Raw genomic sequence first — 22,796 nt, forward strand, 5'->3', positions numbered from 1 at the left:
TGCTCAAAATCATCATGGGCATCGACAGTCCCGACTCCGGCCAGGTCCAGTACGCAAAGGACTGCCAGGTGGGCTACCTAGAGCAGGAAACTAATATGGAACAAAAGGACACCACCATCCTCGCTGAGGTCATGGCCGCCGCCAAGGAAATCCGCCGCATGGGCGAGCGCGCCAACGAGCTGCAGGCCCAGATCACTGAGCTCTCCGAACAGGGCAAGGACGTTGACGCGCTCCTTAACGAGTACGGCCAGGTCCAGGACCGCTTTGAGCACCTGGGCGGCTACGAGCTCGAGAGCAACGCCCGCAAGATCCTGTCCGGCCTTGGCTTTAAGGTCACCGACTTTGAGCGCCCGTGCTCCGAGTTCTCGGGCGGCTGGCAGATGCGCATCGCGCTGGCCAAGCTCTTCCTGCGTCACCCCGACCTGCTGCTTCTGGACGAGCCCACCAACCACTTGGACCTCGAAAGCGTCCAGTGGCTGCGCGGCTTTATCGCCAACTACGATGGCGCCGTGCTCATCGTCAGCCACGACCGCGCTTTCATGGACGCCTGCGTCGACCATGTCGCCGCTCTCGAAAACCGCCGCGTGACCACCTACACCGGCAACTACAGTAGCTACCTCAAGCAGCGCGAGGACAACCTGGAGCAGATGCGCGCCAAGCGCGCCGCCCAGGAGCGCGACATCGCCCATATGCAGGTCTTCGTTGACAAGTTCCGCTACAAGCCCACCAAGGCTGCCCAGGCTCAGGAGCGCATCCGCAAGATCGAGCAGATCAAAAAGGAGCTTGTCATCCTACCCGAGGGCCACAAGCACATCGACTTTAAGTTCCCCGACCCGCCGCGCTCCGGCGACATGGTCGTGGGGCTCGAGGGCGTGGCCAAGTCCTACGGCAACAAGCACATCTACAGCGACATCGAGCTCAAGCTCTACCGCGGCGAGCACGTGGCACTCGTCGGCCCCAACGGCGCCGGCAAGTCCACGCTCATGAAGATCATCGCCGGACTGGAGCCGCCCACCACCGGCACCCGCGACCTGGGCACCAACGTGGGCGTGGCCTATTACGCCCAGCACGCGCTCGAGGGCATGACCGAGTCCAACACCGTCCTGCAAGAGATCGACACCGTCACGCCCAAGTGGACCGTGCCGCAGCAGCGCAGCCTACTGGGCGCCTTCCTGTTTAGCGACAACGATTCCATCGAGAAGCAGGTTCGCGTCCTCTCCGGCGGCGAAAAAGCGCGTCTGGCCCTGGCCAAGATGCTCGTGGCCCCCGAGGCGCTCCTGTGCCTGGACGAGCCCACCAACCACCTAGACATCGACTCGGTGGACATGCTCGAGAACGCCCTGCAAAACTTCCCCGGCACCATCGTGCTGATCAGCCACGACGAACACCTGGTGCGCGCCGTGGCCAACCGCGTCATCGACATCCGCGACGGACAAGTCACGGTCTACGACGGCGACTACGACTACTACCTCTACAAGCGCGAGGACCTCGCAGCCCGCGCCGCCGCCGAGGCGTCCACGGAGAGCGCGCCGGCCACGACCAAGTCCGCCAAGGCCAGCGCCGCCCAGGCCGACACCCCCGTCGCCGCCCCCAAGCCTGCCGAGGGCAAAAAGACCAAGGAGCAAAAGCGCGCCGAGGCCCAAGCCCGCGCTGCGCTCAACAAAAAGCTCAAGGGCGTGCGTAACCAGCTCAAGAAGATCGAGACGGAGCTCGACAAAAAGCGCGCCCGCTATGACGAGCTTATGGAATTGATGGCAAGCGAAGAGCTTTATGCCGATCAAGACAAGTTCAACGCCGCGCTGGGGGAATATAACGGCCTTAAGCAAGAGCTACCCAAGCTCGAGGACGAATGGCTGGAGCTTTCCACCCAGATCGAAGAGGAGACCGCGCGTGAACTCTCGTAAGGCCGCTGCCGTGGCGATGAGCATCATCGCCGTCGCCTGTCGCATCTGCGGCATCTTTATGAGCGCGATGACCGTGCTGCTGTGTTTTAGCGGCCTCACCGCCAAGCTGCAGATCGCAGGCTTTGTCGTTGAGCTTTCGCGCGCACTGCCGAGCGCCATCGCCGGCTATGGCGTCATCACGTCGCCCTTTGGCGGCGTGTTCCGCCTGGATTACGCCATCGTCGCCGTGATCCTGTTTGTGATCGACTACCTGCTCACGCGCGCCTCGCGCCGCGTCCGCTAGGGGAGCGCTATGTCCAGCAGCTACCTCATGAACCTGCTCGCCAGCGCCGTCGCCGTCATCGTGGGCATCGTGATCCACGAGAGCGCACACGCCGCCGCGGCCTGGGCGCTCGGCGACAAGACGGCCCGTTCGCGCGGCCGCGTGTCACTCAACCCGCTTAACCATATCGACCCGTTTGGCACCATCATCCTGCCGCTGCTCATGCTCGCGGCCGGCGGCCCGGTGTTCGCCTTCGCCAAACCCGTGCCCGTCTACCTCAACAACCTCAAGCACCCCAAGCGCGACGAGGTCCTGGTGAGCGCGGCCGGCCCCGCGTCGAACATCGCACTCGCGTGCCTTGCCGCGGCACTCATGCACGTGGCGTACGGCAACCTCTACACCGGCATCTCCTTTGCCCTGGCGTCACAGATCATGAACTTCGGCGCCACGTTTATCGTGGTTAACCTGTCACTCGCATTCTTCAACCTCATCCCGATCCCGCCGCTCGATGGCTCGTCGATCATCGTGCCGCTCCTCAAAGGCAAGGCGCTCAACAACTACTACCACCTGCAGCAATACGCCATGCCCATCCTCATCATCGTGCTGTATCTGCTGCCCATGTGGACTGGCATTGATGTGATCGGCCGCTATTTCGACGTTACCGTGTATCCGCTGGCCGAGTGGCTGCTCAACTTCGCAATCGCCGGCATCTAAGGTAAACTTACAGGTCGACCGCGCAAAACGGTCGCAACATGCACCCAAACCGCGCCGCGAAGGCGCCGTCAAAGGAGGTCGAAGATGTCGTATCGCGTGTCGACTCAGGTCTACAGCGGGCCGTTCGACCTGTTGCTGCAGCTGGTAACCCGCCAAAAAGTAGATATCGGCGCCATCTCCATCAGCGAGGTGGCCGAGCAGTACCTTGCCGAGGTGGAGCGCATCGAGGCGCTGGACCTGGACGTGGCGAGCGACTTTCTGCTGGTCGCGGCAACCCTTCTGGACATCAAGGCCGCCTCTCTGGTGCCGCAGGAGGCCCCGCGCAAAGTCGATGACGACGATGACGAGTTCGACGAAGACCTCGAGGAACTCAGCGCGCTCGACGGCGACGCCTTGCGCGAGGTCCTGATCCAGCGCCTGATTGCCTACAAGCAGTTTAAAGGCGCGGCTGCGGCCCTCGGTGCCCGCATGCAGGCCGAAAGCCGTATGCATCCGCGTGTGGCCGGCCCCGACCCTGAGTTCCTAGGGCTCATGCCCGACTATCTGGCTGGCATCGCCCTGCGCGGCCTGGCCGTTATCTGTGCCGACCTGGACGGCAAGCGCCAGACTTTCCTGCTGGAGGCCGAGCATGTGGCGCCGCATCGCGTACCGCTCGACCTGACCGTGGCCTCAGTCGACCGCTTTACCATGGCGCACCAAACCTGCACCTTCCGCGAGCTGTTGGACGGCGACGCCACCACCGAGCAACTCGTCGTCACCTTCCTGGCCATGTTAGAGCTCGCAAAGCGCGGTTCGCTCACGCTGAGCCAGGACGAGATCTTCGGAACCATCTGCATCAACCGAGTCGAGGGCGCCGAGGCATACGTGCCCGGCGAGGGCCCCGAGCTCACCGAATAGGAGCAGCAACCATGTCAACCCTTTCAACGCTGGAGGCAAACAGCCTCAAAGGCGCCCTCGAGGCGCTGCTGCTGGTGTCGAGCGACCCGGTGAGTGCGCCCGCGCTCGCCGGCGCACTGGATATCGCCCCCGGCGAGTGCGCATCGCTGCTCGCCGAGCTCAAGGTTGAGTACGAGGAGGCCAACCGTGGCTTTCAGCTGCGTGAGGTCGCCGGCGGCTGGCGCCTGTTTACGCACCCCGCCTACCACGACGTGGTCGAGGCCTATGTGTTGAGCTGGGACACGCAAAAGCTGTCGCAGGCCGCGCTCGAAACACTTGCCGTCATCGCATACCACCAGCCCGTGACGCGCGAGGTGGTCAAGGGCATCCGCGGCGTCAATTCCGACGGCGTCATCGCGTCGCTCGTGGACAAAGGTCTGGTGCGCGAGCTCGGACGCGACCCCCAGCGCGGTCAGGCCATCATTTACGGCACGACCAACGCCTTTTTGGAGAAGTTCGGCCTGCGCTCCACCCGCGACCTGCCCGACCTGGAGCAGTTTGCCCCCGACGAGCAGTCGCGTCAGTTTATCCGCGAGCGCCTGAGCGGCCGAAGCATTCAGTCCACGCTCGAGGAGCAGGCCGAGGACCTGGACGAAGAGCGCGATCTGCTCGATACCGATGTTGAAGATGTTGAGGCAGTCGAGGACTTGGAAAACCTGGTCGTCGACGAGACCTCGGAGGATTTACATGACGAGGACTAACGAAGTAGGGGAGACGCGCGCCGGCGCTGCGGTGCCCAACGCGGATACGCACGAGTCCGACACCCAGCCCGTCTATCCGCACACCATGCGCCTGCAGCGCTTTTTGGCGCGTGCGGGCGTGGCGAGCCGCCGCGGCTCGGAGGACCTGATGACCGCCGGCCGCGTGACCGTCAACGGCCAGGTCGCGACCGAACTAGGTACCAAGGTCGACGTCGACCGCGACCATATCGAGGTCGACGGCATGCCCGTCAAGCTCAACCAGGGCGCCGTGTACCTGATGCTCTACAAGCCGACCGGCTACCTCACCACCATGAGCGATCCGCAGGAGCGACCATGCGTGGCCGACCTGGTCCCGCGCGACCGCTTTCCGGGGCTCTTCCCGGTGGGTCGCCTGGACCGCGACACCACGGGCCTTTTGCTCTTTACCACCGACGGCGACCTGTCGCAGGATCTGCTGCACCCTAGCAAGCACGTCTACAAGACCTACCAGGCGCTCGTGGACGGGCAGCTGTCCGACCACGATCTTACGCCGCTGCGTCGCGGCATCGAGCTCGACGACGGTCTGTGCCAGCCGGCGATCTGCCGCGTCATCACCGCTCGTGAGGCCGAGGCCGTGGCTCCCCAGGGTGTGAAGCCCGGCACCACCGCCGTGGAGGTCATCATCCGTGAGGGCCGCAAAAACCAGGTCAAGCGCATGCTGAGCAAGATCCACCATCCGGTGATCCGTCTGCACCGCTGTAACTTTGCCGGCCTGGAGCTCAAGGACGTGGCCAAGGGCTCGTGGCGCGAGCTCACCGACCGCGAGGTGCAGATCCTTAAGGCCGGCGGCATCCCGCCCAAGCAGGCCGCTTCCGAGCGCGCCGCCGCGCCCGCGACCAACACCGCGGCCCACACGCGCCACCACGGCAGCCACGGCTCCGCGCCCAAGCGCAACACCTACCGCGAGCGCTACACGGGCTAGTCAGTCCGCCAAGCCCCAGCGCTCGCGCATCATACCAGCACGTCAACCACCGAAAGGAAGCATTGCATGATCGTCGCCATCGACGGCCCCGCCGGTTCCGGCAAGTCTACCATCGCCAAGGAGATCGCCCGCCAGCTGGGCTTTAACAAGCTCGACACGGGCGCCATGTATCGCGCCGTCACCTTCGCCGCGCTCGACCGCGGCATCGACCTGGACGACGAGGCGGCCATCGACGCCCTCGCCGAGCAGATCGAGATCCGCTTTACCAACGGCACCGGCGAGGACACGCGCCTGACCATCGACGGTGCGGACGCATCGGCTGCCATCCGCACCCCGCAGGTAGACGCCAATGTCTCCAAGGTCTCGGCCTACCCGGGCGTACGCGCCGCCATGCTCATCCATCAGCGACGCGCCGCCGAGGACCGCGATATCGTGGCCGAGGGTCGCGACATCGGCACCGTCGTGTTCCCCAACGCACAGGTCAAGGTCTTCCTGACCGCCGACCCGCGCGAGCGCGCCCGTCGTCGCGTGCTGCAACGCCACCAAAGCGACGCTCAGCCGCTCAGCACGGAGCAGCTCGAGACCGAGGTCGACGAAACCCTCGACGCCCTCAAGCAGCGCGACAAACTCGACAGCAGCCGCGAGGTCGCACCGCTCGTGCCCGCCGAGGACGCCGTGCACGTCGACTCCACCGCCCACACCATCGACGAGGTCGTCTCGATAATCGAGGACCTCATCAACCAAAGGAGGTAGCCCATGCGCCTGTTTAAGCAGACGCCCGAGGATTACTACAACGCCCCCTACGCCGAGTTCCCGGCGCTCATCCGCGCCGTCGTCGTGGTGGTCATGGCTATTCTGTGGGTCTTCTCCAAGCTCATGTGGCGCTGGAAGGTCGAAGACGTCGACCTGCTGTTTGAGCGCCAGGAAGGCCGCGGCAGCGTGGTCATCTGCAACCACACCTCGATGGCCGAACTCTTGGCCGTGGAGACGGCGCTGTTCTTTGGCGGCCGCCGTGTGCGCCCCATCTTTAAATCCGAGTTCGCCAAAAGCAAGATCGTGCGCTGGGCCTTTAGCCGCGTGGGCGGTATTCCCGTCGAGCGCGGCACCGCCGACATGAAGTGCCTGCGTGCCGCTCAGCATGCGTTGCAACGCGGCGAGGATGTCTTGATCTTCCCCGAGGGCACGCGCATCCGCTCGCGCGAGATCAAGCCCGAGGTCCATGGCGGCTTTGCGCTCATAGCCCAGATGGGTAAGGCACCCGTCAACCCGCTCGCCATCTGCGGCTGGTCCGACATCACGCCCAAAGGCAAAAAGATCATGCGCCCCAAGAAGTGCTGGATCCGCGCCGGCAAGGCCATCTCACTTTCCGACGCTCCGGCCGAGCTCAAGCGCAAGGAGCGCCTAGCCTGGTTTGAGTCCGAGGCCATGAGCCGCGTCTACGCCATGCGCGACGACCTGTGCGCCGAGCACCCGGGCAGGTTCTAGCCATGGGTGAGAACGTCATGAATACCGCCGCGGCCGCCGCAAGGGAGGTCGTCCCCACCATCGAGATTGCCGCGCATGCCGGCACCTGCTACGGCGTGCAGCGCGCGCTCGACATGGCGCTGGCCGCCGCGCCGCAGGCAGGGGAGAGCGCTCAGGTCCACACCCTGGGCCCGCTCATTCATAACCCCATCGTGGTGCGCGCGCTCGCCGAGGCAGGCGTTGGTCTGGCAGACACCTTGGACGACGCTGCTTCGGGCACCGTGATCATTCGCGCCCACGGTGTGGTGCCGCAGGTGATCGAGGCCGCACGTGAGCGCGGCCTCGACGTGGTCGACGCCACCTGCCCCTACGTGAAGAAGGTCCATGTGGCGGCCGAGCGCCTGGTGCGCGAGGGCTACCGCGTGATTGTCGTGGGCGAGCCGGGTCACCCCGAGGTCGAGGGCATTCTTGGCCATGCTGGTGATGACGCACAGGTCGTGAGCTGTGCCGCTGACGCCGACGAGCTGTCGCTCAAGGGCAAGGTGGGACTGGTTGTGCAGACCACCCAGACCGCGCAGAACCTGGCCGAGGTTGTGGCCTCCATCACCCCACGCGTGCAGGAACTGCGTGTGATCAACACGATCTGCGCCGCCACGAGCGAGCGCCAGCAGGCGGCCGCCGCACTTGCCAACCGCTGCGACTGCATGGTCGTCGTGGGCGGCAAAAACTCCGGTAACACGCGCCGCCTGGCGCAGATTTGTGCCGATGCCTGCGAGCACACGCACCACATCGAGGAAGCTTCCGAGCTTGAGGCCGCATGGTTTGCCAACGCGCGCCACATCGGCATCACCGCCGGAGCCTCCACCCCGCAAGAACACATCGAACGCGCCGTCGCGCGCATCAAGGAGCTTTGCCGCTAATCATGGACCAGACCGTACCCGCATACGCCGCCGAGGTGGCCGATTACGGGCGCAGCCGCGACCCCGAGCCGGGTGAAGGCGCGCTCGTTAAGAACGTGCGTCCCGAGTCGCCCGCATGGGATGTGGGTATCGAGCCGGGCATGCGCGTGCTCACGGTCAACGGCGAGCAGCTCACCGACATGATCGTGTGGCTCTGGGAAGCCGACGACGACACCGTCGAGCTGGAGGTATTCGATCCACGCGACGGCACCGTCACCCCCGTCGAGCTCGACCGCTTTCCCGGCGAGGACTGGGGCCTGGAGTTCGATGGCCCCATCTTTGATGGCATGCGTACCTGCGTTAACGCCTGCGTGTTCTGCTTTATGACCATGCTGCCCAAGGGCGGCCGCTCCACGCTCTATATTCGCGATGACGACTACCGCCTGAGCTTTTTGCAGGGCAACTTTGTCACGCTCACGAACCTCTCCGACGAAGATGTTCAAAACGTCATCCAACGCAACATGAGCCCCATGAACGTGTCGGTCCACGCCGTGAGCCCCGATGTCCGCCGCCGCATGATGGGCCGCAACGCCCAGCGCGGCATGGACGTACTCGAGGCCATCATGGCCGCCGGCATCGAGATTCACGCGCAGATTGTGTTGTGCCCCGGCATGAACGACGGCGAGGAGCTGGAAAAGACCCTGCGCTTTTGCGAGGAGCACGAGCAAATCACCAGCCTGGGCATTGTGCCGCTCGGTTTTACCAAGCACCAAAACCGCTTTATCTGGTCATACAGCGACAAGCCCGAACTGGCGCGCGAGACCATCGCCATGATCCGACCCTTCCAGGACCGCGCGTACGAGCGTTTTGGTCGCCATACCTTCCAGATGAGCGACGAGTTCTATCTGGACGCCGGCATCGAGCCGCCCGAGGCGGACTTTTACGACGGTTACCCGCAGTACTACGACGGCATCGGCATGATCCGCTCGTATCTAGACGAGACCGACGACGTGCTTGCCGCCGATACCGAGCGTCTGGCCCGCGTCCGCGAGGCCATCGCCGCCCGCAGCCAGCACCTGCTGTGCCTCTCGGGCGCCAGCGCACGCGACACGGTGGCCCGCTTTGTGGAGTCGCCCCAGGGACTCGCCGGCACTGTCACGGCCATCAAGAACCGCTACTTTGGCGGCAACGTGGACGTGACCGGCCTCATCGTCGCGTGTGACATCTTGGAGCAGCTGCCCCAAGATCTGTCGGGGGTTATGCTCTTTGTGCCTAAGCTCATGTTCAACGCTGACGGCATGACGCTTGACGAGTATCATCGTGACGATTTACTCGCAAGCCTTACCAGTCGCGGCGCCGAGGTTCATGTGGTGTCGACCATGCCGCATGAGCTGCTCGATACCCTGGAGCACATCCTTGGCATTGTGCCTGCCGACTCTACTAATTCCGCTGACCCTACCCATTAAAGGAGAGCAGATGAAACCTATCGTCGCCGTCGTCGGACGCCCCAACGTGGGCAAGTCCACGCTCGTTAACCGCCTGGCCCAGACCTCGGACGCCATCGTCCACGAGTCTCGCGGCGTCACGCGCGATCGCTCATATCACACGGCCGATTGGAACGGCCGCGAGTTCACCATCGTCGACACGGGCGGTATCGAGCCGCTCAAGAGCGACGACGTCTTTGCCACGTCCATCCGCGACCAGGCGCTCGCCGCCGCCGAGGAAGCCGCCGTCATCCTGTTTGTGGTCGATGGCCGCACCGGCGTCACCGAGGAGGACGAGTCGGTCGCTCGCATGCTCAAGCGCTGCGACAAGCCGGTCTTTCTGCTGGTGAACAAGCTCGACAACCCCGATCGCGAGAACGACAGCATCTGGGAGTTCTATTCGCTCGGCATCGGTGAGCCCACGCCGCTCTCGGCCCTGCATGGTCATGGCACGGGCGACCTGCTCGACGATATCGTGGCCCTGCTTCCGGAGGAAGAGGACGAGGTCGCCGACGAGTTCCCCGATGCGCTGAACGTGGCCATCATCGGCCGCCCCAACGCCGGCAAGTCCTCGCTGTTCAACCGCATCCTAGGCGCCGACCGCTCTATCGTGTCCAACATTGCCGGCACGACGCGCGACGCCATCGACACCGTCGTGGAGCGCAACGGCAAGCACTACCGCATGGTCGACACCGCGGGCATCCGCAAGAAGAGCACCGTGTACGAGAATATCGAGTACTACTCGATGGTCCGCGGCCTGCGCGCCATCGACCGCGCCGACGTGGCGCTGCTCGTCGTCGACGCCTCCGTGGGCGTTACCGAACAGGACCAGAAGGTCATGGGTCTTGCCATCGAGCGCGGCTGTGCCATCGTTGTGCTGCTCAACAAGTGGGACCTGCTCGACGACGACCGCAAGCGCGAGGCCTGCATGGAGACCATCGACCGCCGTCTGGGCGTCATGGCTCCCTGGGCCCAGTACCTGCGCATCTCTGCCCTCACTGGCCGCAGCGTCGAGAAGATCTGGGCGATGGTCGACGCAGCCGAGAAGACGCGTTCGCAAAAGATCAGCACCTCGCGCCTCAACACGTTCCTCACCGACCTACGTGAGTTCGGCCACACCGTGGTGGACGGCAAGCGCCGCCTGCGCATGCACTACGTGACTCAGACGGGCGTCAATCCGCCGACGTTCACGTTCTTCGTCAACCACAGCGATCTGGTCAACGACACCTACCAGCGCTACGTGGAGAACCGCATGCGCTCGACCTTCGATTTTGCCGGCACGCCCATTCGACTCTTCTTTAGGAAGAAGGAACAAAAGGATGCATAATCCGATTCTGCTGACCGCCATCTGCGCCGTGGTCTCTTTCTTTATCGGAGCGATTCCGTTTGGCCTGATCCTGGGCCGCGTGTTCAACCACACCGACATTCGCAAGGCGGGTTCCGGCAACATCGGCACAACCAATGCGCTGCGCGTGGCCGGCCCTAAGGTGGCCGCGCTCACGTTGTTGCTCGACTGCCTTAAGGGCGCCATCTGCGTCCTTATCGCGCGTCCGCTCATTGCCGACTTGGGCTATGGCTTCCCCGTAAGCATCATGGCGCCCGGAGCCCCCGGCGATTGGATGCTCGGCGTCATTTGCCTGGCAGCGGTGTGGGGCCATATCTTCTCGCCCTACCTTAACTTCCACGGCGGCAAGGGTATCGCGGTTGGCCTGGGCGTCATCCTCGCCTGGTACTGGCCTATTGGCCTGTCGCTGCTCGGCATGTTTATCGTGGCCGTCGCCATCACCAAGTATGTGTCGGTGGGCTCGCTTGCCGCTGCCATCGGTCTTCCCATCGCTGCTTGCGCGGTCTTTCCGTACAGCAGCCTGGGACTTAAGTTTTGCATGGCGATAATCGGCATCACCGTTGTGTGGGCCCATCGCGCGAATATCCAAAAGCTCATGGCCGGTAAGGAGTCCAAGCTCTCGTTTACCAAGCGCGTCACCGAGCCCGACGATAAGTAGGAGAGAATCATGAATGTTGCGCTGATTGGCTCCGGCTCCTGGGGAACCGCCGTCGCCGGCCTTGCCGCCGCGCGAGCCGAGCGCGTGACCATGTGGGCCCACAGCGAGCAGACGGCCGCCGGCATCAATGGCGAGCACTGCAACCCCCGGTATCTGGTGGACTACGAGCTGCCCGGCAACGTCGTCGCCACGACGGACCTGGCGCAAGCGCTCGACGCCGCCGACGCCATCATCTTTGCCGTGCCCTCCACACACCTGCGCAGCGTATGTCATCAGGCAGCGCCTTTCATCGCCGCCAACACCCCGGTGCTCTGCCTTACCAAGGGCATTGAGCCCGAGTCTGGCCTGCTCATGAGCGAGGTCATTGCCAGCGAGATCGGCAACGAGCGGCGTGTGGCGGCCCTCTCGGGCCCCAACCATGCCGAGGAGATTTGCCGCGGCGGGCTCTCTGCCGCCGTCATCGCCAGCGAGGACCAGCAGGTGGGGGAGACCTTTAAGGAGCTGCTGCTGTCCACGGCCTTCCGCATCTACCTGTCGCAGGATATGACCGGTGTCGAGGTTTGCGGCGCTATGAAAAACGTCATCGCCATCGTGTGCGGCATTTCCGCCGGTTCTGGTGCGGGCGACAACACGCTTGCCCTTATCATGACGCGCGGCCTGGCCGAGATCAGCCGTCTGGTGCACGCCCGCGGCGGTCAAGCCATGACCTGCATGGGTCTTGCCGGCATGGGTGACCTCATTGCCACCTGCACCTCCGAGCATTCGCGCAACCGCACCTTTGGCTACGAGTTTGCCCACGGCGTCTCGCTCGACGAGTACCAGGCACGTACGCATATGGTGGTCGAGGGCGCCGTCGCGGCCCGCAGCGTCAGTGAGCTTGCCCGTTCACTGGGCGTAGACATTCCGCTCACCTTTGCCGTGGAGCAAACGCTCTACAACGGTGTTACGTTGGATAGGGCGCTCGAGATTCTTACCGACCGCGTACCCTCCCAAGAGTTCTACGGACTCACCGACTAGTGCAGAAAGGCTACTACCATGGGTTCCATTAAAATCGCTCCGTCCGTCCTCTCGGCCGACATGGCCAACCTCAAGGGCGAACTCGACAAGATCGCCGGTGCCGACTACGTGCACTTCGACGTAATGGACGGCCACTTTACCGGCAACCTCACCTTTGGCGTTGACATCCTCAAGGCCGTCAAGCGCTCCACCGACGTGCCGGTCGACGCGCACCTGATGGTGTCGAACCCCGACGAGACGGTCGATTGGTACGCCGACGCCGGTGCCGACATGATCACCGTGCACTACGAGGCTTCCACGCACCTGCACCGCACGCTCACGCATCTGCAGCAGCGCGGCGTCAAGGCCGGCGTGGTGCTCAACCCCGCCACCCCCGTGTGCGTGCTCGAGAGCATCATCGACGTCGTCGATATGGTGCTGCTCATGAGTGTGAACCCGGGCTTTGGCGGCCAGAGCTTTATTCCCGGTACCATTGCCAAACTGCACGAGCTCAAGGCTATGTGCGAGCGCTACGGCGTGTCGCCCATGATCGAGGTCGACGGCGGCATCTCTTCCAAGAACATCGCCGAGGTCGTCAAGGCCGGCGCCAACGTGCTCGTGGCCGGTTCTGCCGTATTTAAGTCCGAAGATCCCGCTGCCGAGGTTGCGCTGCTGCAGAAGCTGGGCAACGAGGCCGCACAGGAGGCATAAACCCTTATGACCGCAGGTCAAAACCGCATACCCGTGAATCTTGACTATGCCGCCTCGACGCCAATGCGCGCCGAGGCGCTCCTTGCGCAGCGCGAGTACGACGACAGCGAGCTTGCCGGCGTCAACCCCAACTCGCTGCATTCGCTCGGCCGCAAGGCTGCCGCGCGTCTGGAGGTTGCACGTCGCGAGATCGCCCGCAGCTTTGGCGCGCGCGTCCGCCCGTCCGAGATTGTACTGACCAACGGCGGCACCGAAGCCAACCAGCTGGCGCTGCTCGGTCTTGCCGAGGGCGCTCGTCAGCGCGATCGCAAGCGCGATCGTGTAATCGTTTCGGCCATCGAGCACGATTCGATTCTGGACAACCTGCCGTTGCTGCGTGCCGCCGGCTTTACCGTCGACCTGGTGCAGCCCTGCCACATGGGCTACATTGAGCCTGCCGCGCTTGTCGAGCTGCTAGGCGACGACGTGGCGCTCGTGAGCATCATGGTTGCCAACAACGAGACCGGCGTGGTGCAGCCCATCCGCGAGCTTGCCGCGGCCACGCATACCGTTGGCGCCCTGTTCCACACCGATGCCATCCAGGGGTATCTGCATATTCCGCTCGATGTCACCGAGCTGGGCGTCGACGCCATGTCCGTCGCAGCCCACAAGATTGGCGGTCCCGTGGCATCTGGCGCACTCTACCTTAAGAGCCGCACGCCGCTGCGCCCGCGCATCTTTGGCGGCGGACAGGAGGCCGGTCGTCGTGCCGGCACGCAAGACCTGCGAACGCAGCTCGCCTTTGCCGCTGCCGCCTCGTCTCTGACGCCCCATGTGGCTCAGGAGCGCGCGAAGCTGCAAGCCCTTTCCGACAAGCTCTACGCCACGCTTACGGCTCATCCGCGTATTCATGCCACCATGGGCGACTACGCACAGGCCGATCGCCTGCCGGGCATGGTGTCGATCTACGTTGATGGCATGGACTCCGAGGAGCTCATCGTCAAGCTCGATGCCGCCGGCTTTGAGGTTTCGGCCGGCTCGGCGTGCTCGAGCGGCAGCATGGACCCGAGCCATGTGCTCAGCGCCATGGGCATTGGTCGCGAGCAGGCACTAGGTGCACTGCGCATTTCCTTTGACGACCGCGTGAATCCGGACGATCTGGACGAGTTTGCCCAGACGCTGCTCTCGATCGCAGGTGCCGCATGATCGTCGCCGAGCTCGAGCGCGCGCTACTGGCACGCTATCCCAAGACGGACACCGAGCCCTGGGACCACGTAGGACTCTCCGTTGGCGATCCGGCCGCGGAGATCACCGGCGTTGCCTGCGCACTCGATGCGACTGAGGCTAATGTTCGCCGCGCCCAAGAAGCAAGCGCCAACGTGCTGCTGACGCATCATCCCATATACATCAAGGCACCCGAGGCCTTTTGTCCGGCGGATGCCACACGACCCCAGTGCAGTGCGGTCCTCTACGAGGCTGCCCGCTGCGGGGTGAGCATTATCTCGCTCCACACCAACCTGGACCGCTCGCACGAAGCCCATGTCTGCCTGAGCAAGCTGCTGGGTGCCGCACCCGTGAGCTCACTGGAGCACGTGGACGACCCCGAGGCCACCGGCCTGGGCGCACTTGCAACGCTCAACGACCCGTGCACGCTGCGCGATCTTGCCACCCGTGCTGCCACGGCCTTTGGCAGCGACCCGCGTGTGTGGGGCAAAGCTGATCGCCCGTGCCGCACCGTCGCCATTTTGGGCGGCTCCCTGGGCGACTTCGGAGAGCTCGCCATCGCCGCGGGCGCAGATGTTGTCGTGACGGGCGAGGCGGGCTACCACGTGGCACAGGACCTTGCCTTGCGCGGGCTGCCGGTGATCTTGCTCGGCCACGACCGCTCCGAGGAGCCGTTCGTTGATATATTGATGAACTCTGCAGTTGACGCCGGGGTCGACCCCCGTCATGCGATTAAAATACTGAACCCTTGCCAATGGTGGACTGTGACAAAAGGAGAGAACTTATGAGCGCCGGCGCTACGCTACTCAAGCTGCAACAGATCGATTTGGAGCTCGCCCGCAACAAGAGCGAACTTGCCAATATGCCGGAGCTCAAGGAGCTCGCTTCCAAGCGCAAGACCTACGTTAAGCTCAAGGCCGAAATGACCAAGCTCTACGCCCAACGCAAGGACCTGGATATTGAGCTCGACGATCTCAACACCACCGAGATCCAGACCAATAACGCCATCGAGGCCGCTAAGAAGCGCCACGTTGACGGCTCCGACTACCGCGAGGTACAGGACCTGGAAAACGAGCTCGCCACCCTGGCCAAGCGCCTGGACAAGATTGAGCACACCCGCAAGGATGTCGTTGTCGCCCACAAAGAGGCGCTCGACCGCGAGACCCGCGCGCAGGCCATCATCGCCAAGTTCGAGGAGGGCGTGAAGGCCGATACCAAGGCCGCCCGCGCCAAGGCTGCCGACCTGCAGGCTCAGATCGAAGCCGCCACTAAGGAGCGCACCGCTCTTGCCGCCACGCTGCCGGCCAACGTGCTCACCGACTACGAGCGTCTGCTCAAGCAGTTCCGCGGCTTGGCCGTCGAGACCATCCAGGGCAACATCCCCACGGTCTGCCACACCGCGCTGCAGGCATCGTCCATGAGCGACCTCAACCACGACGGTAGCGAGATTACGCACTGTCCGTACTGCCACCGCCTCCTGGTGCTCCCGAGCAAGGAAGCCTAGCGATGACGGCGGCATCCAACAATTCAATGCAACTTGAGGGAAAAACGATCCTGCTGGGCATTACCGGCGGGATCGCCGCCTATAAGTCGTGCAATATCGTGCGCCTGCTGCAAAAGCGCGGCGCACGTGTCAAAGTCGTTATGAGCGAGCATGCCACGGAGTTCGTGGGCCCGCTCACGTTCCGCGCGCTCACCAATGAGCCGGTCGCGGTTGGGCTATTCGACGACCCCTCCGACCCCATCCACCATATTTCGCTGGCGCAGGAGCCCGATTTGGTGGCCGTGGCGCCCGCGACGGCCAATATCATCGCCAAGATGGCAAACGGTATCGCCGACGACCTCATCTCCACCACGCTGCTTGCCACACCGCGACCCATCGTGGTCGCACCCGCCATGAACAACGGTATGTGGAAGGCGCCGGCGACGCAGGCCAATATGGCCACGCTGCGCGAGCGCGGTGTCCACGTGGTGGGGCCCGGCAGCGGCTACCTTGCCTGCGGTGACGTGGACACGGGACGCATGAGCGAGCCCGAGGGCATCGTCGAGGCCGTCTGCGAGGTGCTCAACCCCGTCCCGCAAGACCTGGCGGGCAAGCGCGTCGTGATTACCGCCGGCCCCACGCACGAGCCGATTGACCCTGTGCGCTTCATTGGCAACCGGTCGTCGGGCAAGATGGGCATCGCCCTGGCGGGGGAGGCCGCTCGCCGCGGCGCTGCGGTCACGCTTGTGCTGGGGCCGACATCGCTCGACGTGGGCCGCGGCGTGGAGTGTGTGCGCGTGCAGACCGCAGCAGATATGCTGCAGGCGGCTCTGAGCGCCTTTCAGACGGCCGATGCGGCCATTTGCGCGGCCGCCGTCGCCGACTACACGCCTGCCGCCCCTGCGGACCACAAACTCAAAAAGGCCAACGAGCGCCTGGACCACATCGAACTGGTCGAGACGATCGATATTTTGGCCGAGCTTTCACGCCAAAAGGGAGAGCGGTGCGTGATCGGCTTTGCGGCCGAGACCGATAACGTCGTGGAGTACGCACAGCGCAAACTTGCCCGTAAGGGTTGCGATGCGATCATCGCCAACGATGTCTCGCGCGCTGATTCAGGCTTCGGAACCGATACCAACAAGGCCTGGATCGTGAGCAAAGCGGGTACGCAAGAACTTCCCGTACTAACAAAACCCCAGCTTGCAGATACAATTTTGGACTTGCTTCAAAATTTGTAAAAAAGTTCTTGCACAAGGGCAAAGTTTCGGGTTAATATACTCCCTGTTGCGAGCGAGAGCAGAGCAACAAACAAAAGCTTCGGGACGTGGCGCAGCTTGGTAGCGCACTTGACTGGGGGTCAAGGGGTCGCTGGTTCGAATCCAGTCGTCCCGACCAGAAGTTTGCAGGTCAGGCACCTAGTGCCTGACCTTTTTTGTTTTAAGCAATTGCTTAATTTTGATTAAGCAACAGGGTGCTAAAAATCTACCTACGCGATATTCGCCTTTTGCGGCTACTTGCGCGTTTTGCACGCGCTTGAGCCGATTTATTAACGCGATATGAATCTACATACGCGTAGCTGGTATACAGCCGAGTACGGGCTGTATTTATCGCGGCGATTTACACAGATATAGCGACTGTAACGGACAAGCGTGTCGCTGTATTTATTCCAGTAGTTCACTTGACCGGTGGACAAGTGAGCGGTTGCAACGAAACGGCAAGCGGGATGGGCCCTATACGAGGGCGCCGCAGAGGTAATAGAGGTGAAGTGCGGCAGGCGCTCTGAGAGGCGCAGTACGACCCCTTTTTCCTCGAACCGACTACCTTTGTACCATGAACCTCAAATTGTTCAAGTAATCGCCAAAAGAAAGGCCCGCGCAGGATTGCACGGGCCTTTCACTAGACAAACTAGAAGACAAGCTAGAAGACAGGTTAAAAACACCAGGCGAGGAATATGCAATACGAGTACGTCGCGCCGTAGTCGTTATAGTTACCGTTGCTATAGATACAGCGGAAGTACGCGGAGCCGCTCGGATCCACGGAGCGCGTCCAGTGATAAAAGCTCGACGACACCCCTGAATGGTTCGAGTACGTCACGCCCTTGGATTTGTAGTACTCGTACTGGGTACCGTCGGTCTGGCGGTCTCCGTAGATCTCGGTCATCGAGAGCAGGAAGACTTTATCGGTCGTGGCCGATGGGGCGCTGGCACTGCCACCACCCTTGTTATCGGTCATCTTCGTGACGGCCTTCGCCTTGGACTGGAGTTCGATCGGTAGGAGCGACCAGAGGTCACCGGAATTGAGGCGGCCGCGGATCTCCGATTTCTCCCAGCCGCCGGCATTGGTGCTCGTGGCGTTCATTCGCTGCTCGTCCATGGCAGTGTTGGTTACCTCGAACGTGAGCCCAGCCTTACCGGAGCCGTCCCCGAGGTCATCGTGGTTGATACCGATGATGCGATACTCGAGCGTCTTGCCGTTCGTCAACTTCATCGAGAACTTCGTCCCCGCGTCCATCGCGGCCTTCGCCTTTGCGTACGCCGGCGACGCCTCGCCCTTGGCGGCGATGTCCTCGGCCACGGCCTCCTGCTCGTCGAGCGTCCAGTCCTTCGCGTCCTTGGCGACAGCCGCCTGGACGGTCGCGGAATCGGCTCCCGCAGAGCCGCCGCCGGTTGCGCCGCCCTCGACCCCGCCGGTCGTCCCATTGCTCACCGTGTTGCCGACCAGGTTGAACTGGTTGCGGATGGCCCCCGCCACGCCGGGTCCCGCGAACACGATCACCAGGCCGATGATGGCGATGATCAGGACGTACTCGATGATAGATTGGCCTTGGAGGCGGGTTCTCCTAGGAGATACCCCCCCCCGAAGGTTAATTGCCGCTGCATGCATTTGCGGCTCCCTTCGCTCAGGGTTTGTAGATACATCGCCGAGCGTAGGGCTATTTCAGATTTCTGCATCGGTCTTGCCGCAGCGGCAAACGTAATTAACTAAACGCCTTCGCGGCGCAATCAACCGCTCACTCAATCGAATTTGTTGCTCAACAAATTCGCAGGTGAGGACAGTAGAATTGGTGTTATCGGAAGTGACGGATGACCGCCGGTGTCGAAGCTGGCGGCCGAGAAGAAAGGACCGAAAATGAGAACTATGGAGCTGATAATCTTCTTCCTGCCTCTCCTGGCGATCGCCGCCAACATCTGCGGCGTGGCGGAGCTCGTTAAGATTGCCAGGGCCAAGGGGCATTACACCAATGACGCGGGAATCCTCTGGTTCATCGGCCTTTTCGGCACGGCGCTCATGGTCGGCCTGATCGTCTGCGCACTGCCAGACCGAGCTGCGCCGGCGCCCAGCGCAAAAACGGATGAAGACGCCCTGCCCGAGGTGTAGACATGTCAAAGTACAAGATCGTCTACCGCGACGCCAACCCCTCCTGGCAGGAACTCTGCCCCGTCAGGGTACTGGCCGTCCAGGTCTCCAGGGACACCGAGACGGGAGCTTGCTTCCTCCAGACAAAGATCGTCAACGTATCGACGAAACCCATCAGCCGCATAGAGTTCACGGTCGGGCTCGAGGGCGAGGGAGGGGAGACGGAGAACGTCGACTTCTCGCTCCTAGATGCCGACCTGCCCGCCGGCGAGGTGCTCAGGCCCAAGGCGGTGAGAATCAAGCTGTCTGTTATCACCGGCTCGCGTGCCGTTGTGACCCGAGCGGACTGCGAGACGTCCTTCGACGACCCGGTCGACATCGATAACCCCGCGCCACTCGCGCTCAACGGAATCGAGGAGTCGGAACGCGATGTCCTGCTCTCCGAGATGGGCGCCGATGCCTGCAAATGCTCGGGTGTCCATTCCGAACACGAGGGATGGTGGCAGTGCGGCTGCGGGGCGGTGAACCTCAAGCGCGGAACCTGCTGGAACTGCGGCGCCGTGCGCGAGAAACTGGCGGATCTGGAAGATGCCGCGTTCCTGGATGAATCCAGAAGGGACAGGGTCTACAAGACGAGCGTCGCGATACTCGAGAAGGGCAACAGGAAGGAAGCTGAGGCCGCAAAGGAAAGCCTCGAGAGGCTGGCCGAGCAGGGATACGGGGACTCGGGCGAGAAGGCAAGAGAGGCCGGCGCGAAGATTGCGAACCTCTCCAAAAGGAGGAAGAAAATAGCCCTCGCGGCTGTCGCGGGCATCGTCCTGCTTGCCGTCATGGTCGCCATCTCGCCCCTGCCGTCCATGCTCGAAGCAAGGGCGGACATGAAGGCGGAGCAGGAGAAAATCGAAAGCGTCGCGATTGAGCAGACCGTCGAACTGGGAACATATTCGGGCGAGCTCTCGGCTTATACAGGAAAGGATATCGAGGGCCAACCGATTGAATGGATAGTCCTCCACAAGGAGGGCGACAGGGCTCTCCTCATGACCGAGCATTGCATCGATGAGATGGAATTCAGCGAGAATGGAGACGTATGGGACTTCAAGTCAAGCTCGCTGTATAGGTATCTGAACGGACCCTTCAAAGAATACGCCTTCAACGATGCCGAGCGCGGGATTTTAGCAGGCGACGTAACGATTCTAGACTCCTGGAGCGATTACCTTAGCGAGGATAATATGTACGCGACTCTAGCCGGCACGGACGTCCCCGAGGCATGGTGGGCTTCCGATATAGAGAAATGCGAAGACGATTCATATGGGGCTTACTACGCCGGTCAACCCTTGACTAGTTACATTGACGAAGAAGGTGGCATCTCCTGCGGCGACCTCGGCAGCACGCAGGATTCGACTCTCGGAGTTCGCCCAGCCATCTGGGTCAAATTGAATTAGCAATCGATTTTTCCATCGGTTAAATTGTGAAGGTGGCTTCCGAACCATCGGGAGCCACCTTTATGCGTTCACTTGAACTTGGCTATTGCCGTGCCTTGGGAAGGATTACGCCGGGGGCATTCTTGTTGGAGTTGCCATGCAGTGTATTCGGGCTGACGTTTCAGTCGGAACAATCCAGATGAAGACTCCGGCACTGCTCAAACATTCCCGTTTAGTCATATACGTCACTGAAATCGCACTTGGCACCGAGACCAGTTACGTCCACATCCGCGTCCGGAACGAATCGAAGCGGTATCCCGTTTCAAAACGAAGCCTCGGTCCATGAAGGAGACTTTCCCATATACATAGATTAAGATAATACCGTGTATGACGAATATGAACTTGAGCATATTCCGTCCGTATTCATACTGGATGATCAAGGAAACATCATCGGCTTATCCGAAGGAGAGGAAGAACCTCTTGCCTCATTAAAGAAATACGCCAAATACAACGGATATAAAGCGGAAGGAGGCGACATCAAGTAACTATCAAAGGCCAGATTAAGGAGCCAGCCATGAAGAAATGCCTGCCCTCCATCGTCTCAGCAGCTCTTTGCCTCTCCCTTGTCATGACACCATTTGTGCCCGTTGCGGCAGCCCATGCCGACGAGGGATCTCCCGCCGAGAGCAGCGAGATCTACGTCGGAGACAACTACGACGAAAAGTACGATATATCCCTTTTTTTGAGCGCGGGCGCTGCACGGATTCATATTCCAAGGCGTGGTGCGATTCTCACGGATCTGCAAATAACCGCACCGTCCCTCACAAGGTCACGCTGAACACGAAGGAGGAGGCTTGCCTGCGCGATCTCTAGCTTGCTGGCACCGCTGAAGTTATCGCCGGTCTCGTGACAACCGGTCCTAGCGGCGGCTTTTTTGCAACCGCAATGACATCGTACCGACTTTTCACTTGCATGTTCTGAAAGGAAGTTGCCATGTTGTCGCAAAATCAATCGAGATACTTGACCACAATCGGCTTTGCCCTGCTTGCATTACTCTTTGCTAGCGACCTCTTGCTGAAACCGCCCAAGGAACTCGTTTCGCTTGCCATAGCCTGCATTTCCGCCCTTTACTTTACGGCAACCCTATTCGTCGGACTAAAGGAGAGGAAAAAAGGCGCAGTCGTTGCATCTGCCGTAGGCGTGATCATAGCCATTGCCTCATTCTTTATCTGACACATTGGTGATCTAGGGGCGATATCGTAGGAATACGACCGGGAGAGCCGGGACCAGATTGCCCGGGTTGCCCGGTCGGCTCGCGCGACGGCGCGGCGGTTCCACAGAAAGCTCTCCGGACTTCACACCGTTTCTGATCGCATTGTAGACAGCCATCTCGTCTTCGCTGTCGGCGAGCACGCGGTGTGCGTCGTCGTTTTGGATGTCCAGTAAATCTCGAAGGTCCTCCATGCACCAGCGTCCGAGATTTGGCCATGCGCGTTGCGCGAGCTGATAAGTGTCGATTGCGATGTTGTAGTTAAAGTCCAGGCCAAAGCCGTCCCAGGCAGAACGGCTTTGTTTCCTTGATTATCAACTTTATCCGGACACTTCCCGCATTCATCCGTGCGTGTACGGATGAATGCGGGGCTCGATAGCCCGGCGGCCTGATCGGCAGGCCGCCGGGAACTCTCACTCCTCGATAAAAGCCGGCACCCGGTTAGTCCTGCGCATCTTGAAATCGCCAGTTTCGTGGGAGACGTAGAGAATGCCGTCCATCCCGTCTCGCGATGCATATGAAAGGTGAACAGAACCGCAATCCGCTCCATCATCGTCGAGAAGATCGAACGAATTCGGATCGCTCGTTGCGGCCAAACGACCACTCAGACAAGAGCCATCGCCATTACAGATTTGCCATTCCATGTCTTCGCCTGCAAGAATCGCCATAGACGGCCTGGTCGCGCCATCGTTGACATACATCCCGTCTATGCCAAAACCGTTCTCAGCGCCATCGATAAACGATTGCTCGGACCTATACCTCGCAAATGATGCACATAGAACCATTGCAAGACAAAGTACAGAGCCAACAATCGCTATCTTTGCATAGCTCTTGCCTATCATGTCATTCACCTCGCTCGTATGTATCGAGGTATTCCTGCTTGAGCGTCTGCGAGGACGACTCGATCTTTTCCACGAGCGTGCCGGCCTCGATGAAGTAGAACGAGTTGGTGAGGTCTGCCAGGTCGTCGAGCAGATGGCTTGAAATGAGCACGCTGCGTCCCCGCGCCACTTCGCTGCGCATCGCG

At 61.9% G+C, this 22,796-nt stretch carries 26 protein-coding genes and 1 tRNA gene; 24 read left to right on the plus strand and 3 right to left on the minus strand.

Annotated features, from left to right (window positions below; all coding sequences use genetic code 11):
• The 19 genes from DXC18_RS01415 to DXC18_RS01505 all read left to right on the plus strand — a co-directional run.
• Positions 1-1,904: ABC-F family ATP-binding cassette domain-containing protein (locus DXC18_RS01415; RefSeq protein ID WP_147330250.1), on the plus strand; the 1,904-nt coding region annotated here is incomplete at its 5' end.
• On the plus strand, positions 1,891-2,187 hold the full coding sequence (locus DXC18_RS01420; RefSeq protein ID WP_233508968.1) for a hypothetical protein: 297 nt from the start codon (positions 1,891-1,893) through the stop codon (positions 2,185-2,187). The genes DXC18_RS01415 and DXC18_RS01420, both read left to right, overlap by 14 nt.
• Before the next feature lie 9 nt (positions 2,188-2,196).
• On the plus strand, positions 2,197-2,880 hold the full coding sequence (locus DXC18_RS01425; RefSeq protein WP_117716111.1) for a site-2 protease family protein: 684 nt from the start codon (positions 2,197-2,199) through the stop codon (positions 2,878-2,880).
• Positions 2,881-2,964: 84 nt separating this feature from the next.
• Positions 2,965-3,777 carry a ScpA family protein gene (locus tag DXC18_RS01430; RefSeq protein WP_117716112.1) on the plus strand — a complete coding sequence of 271 codons (813 nt, stop codon included), beginning with the start codon at positions 2,965-2,967 and terminating at the stop codon, positions 3,775-3,777.
• A gap of 11 nt (positions 3,778-3,788) precedes the next feature.
• Positions 3,789-4,517 (plus strand): SMC-Scp complex subunit ScpB, encoded by a 729-nt coding sequence (scpB, locus tag DXC18_RS01435; RefSeq protein ID WP_117716113.1) that lies wholly within the window; start codon positions 3,789-3,791, stop codon positions 4,515-4,517.
• The gene (locus tag DXC18_RS01440; RefSeq protein ID WP_117716114.1) at positions 4,504-5,478 is read left to right on the plus strand and encodes a pseudouridine synthase; all 975 of its coding nucleotides are present in this window, start codon (positions 4,504-4,506) and stop codon (positions 5,476-5,478) included. The genes scpB and DXC18_RS01440 overlap by 14 nt, the downstream gene beginning before the upstream one ends.
• Positions 5,479-5,544: 66 nt before the next feature.
• On the plus strand, positions 5,545-6,231 hold the full coding sequence (cmk, locus tag DXC18_RS01445; RefSeq protein ID WP_117716115.1) for a (d)CMP kinase: 687 nt from the start codon (positions 5,545-5,547) through the stop codon (positions 6,229-6,231).
• A gap of 3 nt (positions 6,232-6,234) precedes the next feature.
• Positions 6,235-6,963, plus strand: coding sequence for a lysophospholipid acyltransferase family protein (locus tag DXC18_RS01450; RefSeq protein WP_117716116.1), 729 nt, complete (start codon positions 6,235-6,237; stop codon positions 6,961-6,963).
• A gap of 2 nt (positions 6,964-6,965) precedes the next feature.
• Positions 6,966-7,862, plus strand: coding sequence for a 4-hydroxy-3-methylbut-2-enyl diphosphate reductase (locus DXC18_RS01455; protein ID WP_117716117.1), 897 nt, complete (start codon positions 6,966-6,968; stop codon positions 7,860-7,862).
• A gap of 2 nt (positions 7,863-7,864) precedes the next feature.
• Positions 7,865-9,307, plus strand: coding sequence for a DUF512 domain-containing protein (locus tag DXC18_RS01460; RefSeq protein ID WP_117716118.1), 1,443 nt, complete (start codon positions 7,865-7,867; stop codon positions 9,305-9,307).
• 10 nt (positions 9,308-9,317) lie between these two features.
• Entirely contained in the window at positions 9,318-10,652 is a 1,335-nt protein-coding gene (gene der, locus DXC18_RS01465) for a ribosome biogenesis GTPase Der (RefSeq protein ID WP_006236029.1), read from the plus strand.
• Positions 10,645-11,328: a glycerol-3-phosphate 1-O-acyltransferase PlsY gene (plsY, locus tag DXC18_RS01470; protein WP_117583167.1), complete on the plus strand. Its 684-nt coding sequence runs from the start codon at positions 10,645-10,647 to the stop codon at positions 11,326-11,328. The genes der and plsY overlap by 8 nt, the downstream gene beginning before the upstream one ends.
• 9 nt (positions 11,329-11,337) lie before the next feature.
• Positions 11,338-12,345 carry an NAD(P)H-dependent glycerol-3-phosphate dehydrogenase gene (locus DXC18_RS01475; RefSeq protein ID WP_117716119.1) on the plus strand — a complete coding sequence of 336 codons (1,008 nt, stop codon included), beginning with the start codon at positions 11,338-11,340 and terminating at the stop codon, positions 12,343-12,345.
• Positions 12,346-12,363: 18 nt separating this feature from the next.
• Positions 12,364-13,035, plus strand: coding sequence for a ribulose-phosphate 3-epimerase (gene rpe, locus DXC18_RS01480; protein WP_117716120.1), 672 nt, complete (start codon positions 12,364-12,366; stop codon positions 13,033-13,035).
• 6 nt (positions 13,036-13,041) lie between these two features.
• Positions 13,042-14,220 carry a cysteine desulfurase family protein gene (locus DXC18_RS01485; RefSeq protein WP_117716121.1) on the plus strand — a complete coding sequence of 393 codons (1,179 nt, stop codon included), beginning with the start codon at positions 13,042-13,044 and terminating at the stop codon, positions 14,218-14,220.
• Complete coding sequence (locus DXC18_RS01490) at positions 14,217-15,026, plus strand: Nif3-like dinuclear metal center hexameric protein (protein WP_117716122.1); 810 nt, start codon at positions 14,217-14,219, stop codon at positions 15,024-15,026. Before DXC18_RS01485 ends, DXC18_RS01490 begins: the two co-directional genes overlap by 4 nt.
• Positions 15,023-15,742: a zinc ribbon domain-containing protein gene (locus tag DXC18_RS01495; protein ID WP_117716123.1), complete on the plus strand. Its 720-nt coding sequence runs from the start codon at positions 15,023-15,025 to the stop codon at positions 15,740-15,742. The genes DXC18_RS01490 and DXC18_RS01495 overlap by 4 nt, the downstream gene beginning before the upstream one ends.
• Positions 15,743-15,768: 26 nt before the next feature.
• The gene (gene coaBC, locus DXC18_RS01500; RefSeq protein ID WP_117716138.1) at positions 15,769-16,959 is read left to right on the plus strand and encodes a bifunctional phosphopantothenoylcysteine decarboxylase/phosphopantothenate--cysteine ligase CoaBC; all 1,191 of its coding nucleotides are present in this window, start codon (positions 15,769-15,771) and stop codon (positions 16,957-16,959) included.
• A gap of 80 nt (positions 16,960-17,039) precedes the next feature.
• Positions 17,040-17,116: transfer RNA gene (locus DXC18_RS01505), tRNA-Pro, on the plus strand.
• A gap of 534 nt (positions 17,117-17,650) precedes the next feature.
• Here the strand turns inward: DXC18_RS01505 and DXC18_RS01510 are convergent.
• A complete protein-coding gene (locus DXC18_RS01510) occupies positions 17,651-18,490 on the minus strand; it encodes a DUF6273 domain-containing protein (RefSeq protein WP_147351638.1) in 840 nt (279 codons plus the stop codon).
• Between the two features lie 360 nt (positions 18,491-18,850).
• Between DXC18_RS01510 and DXC18_RS01515 the strand changes: the two genes are divergently transcribed.
• The 5 genes from DXC18_RS01515 (at position 18,851) to DXC18_RS01530 (ending at position 21,732) form a co-directional block, all read left to right on the plus strand.
• The gene (locus DXC18_RS01515; RefSeq protein WP_117716125.1) at positions 18,851-19,099 is read left to right on the plus strand and encodes a hypothetical protein; all 249 of its coding nucleotides are present in this window, start codon (positions 18,851-18,853) and stop codon (positions 19,097-19,099) included.
• Positions 19,100-19,101: 2 nt separating this feature from the next.
• Entirely contained in the window at positions 19,102-20,520 is a 1,419-nt protein-coding gene (locus DXC18_RS01520; RefSeq protein ID WP_117716126.1) for a hypothetical protein, read from the plus strand.
• Between the two features lie 362 nt (positions 20,521-20,882).
• Positions 20,883-21,044 (plus strand): hypothetical protein, encoded by a 162-nt coding sequence (locus tag DXC18_RS10390; RefSeq protein ID WP_158551938.1) that lies wholly within the window; start codon positions 20,883-20,885, stop codon positions 21,042-21,044.
• Positions 21,045-21,073: 29 nt separating this feature from the next.
• A complete protein-coding gene (locus DXC18_RS01525; RefSeq protein WP_117716127.1) occupies positions 21,074-21,337 on the plus strand; it encodes a hypothetical protein in 264 nt (87 codons plus the stop codon).
• Positions 21,338-21,492: 155 nt separating this feature from the next.
• Positions 21,493-21,732, plus strand: coding sequence for a hypothetical protein (locus DXC18_RS01530; RefSeq protein ID WP_022093933.1), 240 nt, complete (start codon positions 21,493-21,495; stop codon positions 21,730-21,732).
• Between the two features lie 450 nt (positions 21,733-22,182).
• On the opposite strand, the gene DXC18_RS10520 is transcribed toward DXC18_RS01530, so the two are convergent.
• Entirely contained in the window at positions 22,183-22,611 is a 429-nt protein-coding gene (locus DXC18_RS10520) for a hypothetical protein (RefSeq protein ID WP_117758888.1), read from the minus strand.
• A 1-nt stretch (position 22,612) separates the two neighbouring features.
• On the minus strand, positions 22,613-22,796 hold a 184-nt coding region (locus DXC18_RS10525), incomplete at its 5' end, for a hypothetical protein (RefSeq protein ID WP_233508969.1).

The sequence above is a fragment of the Collinsella sp. OM08-14AT genome (assembly GCF_003438115.1).
Classification (GTDB): domain Bacteria; phylum Actinomycetota; class Coriobacteriia; order Coriobacteriales; family Coriobacteriaceae; genus Collinsella.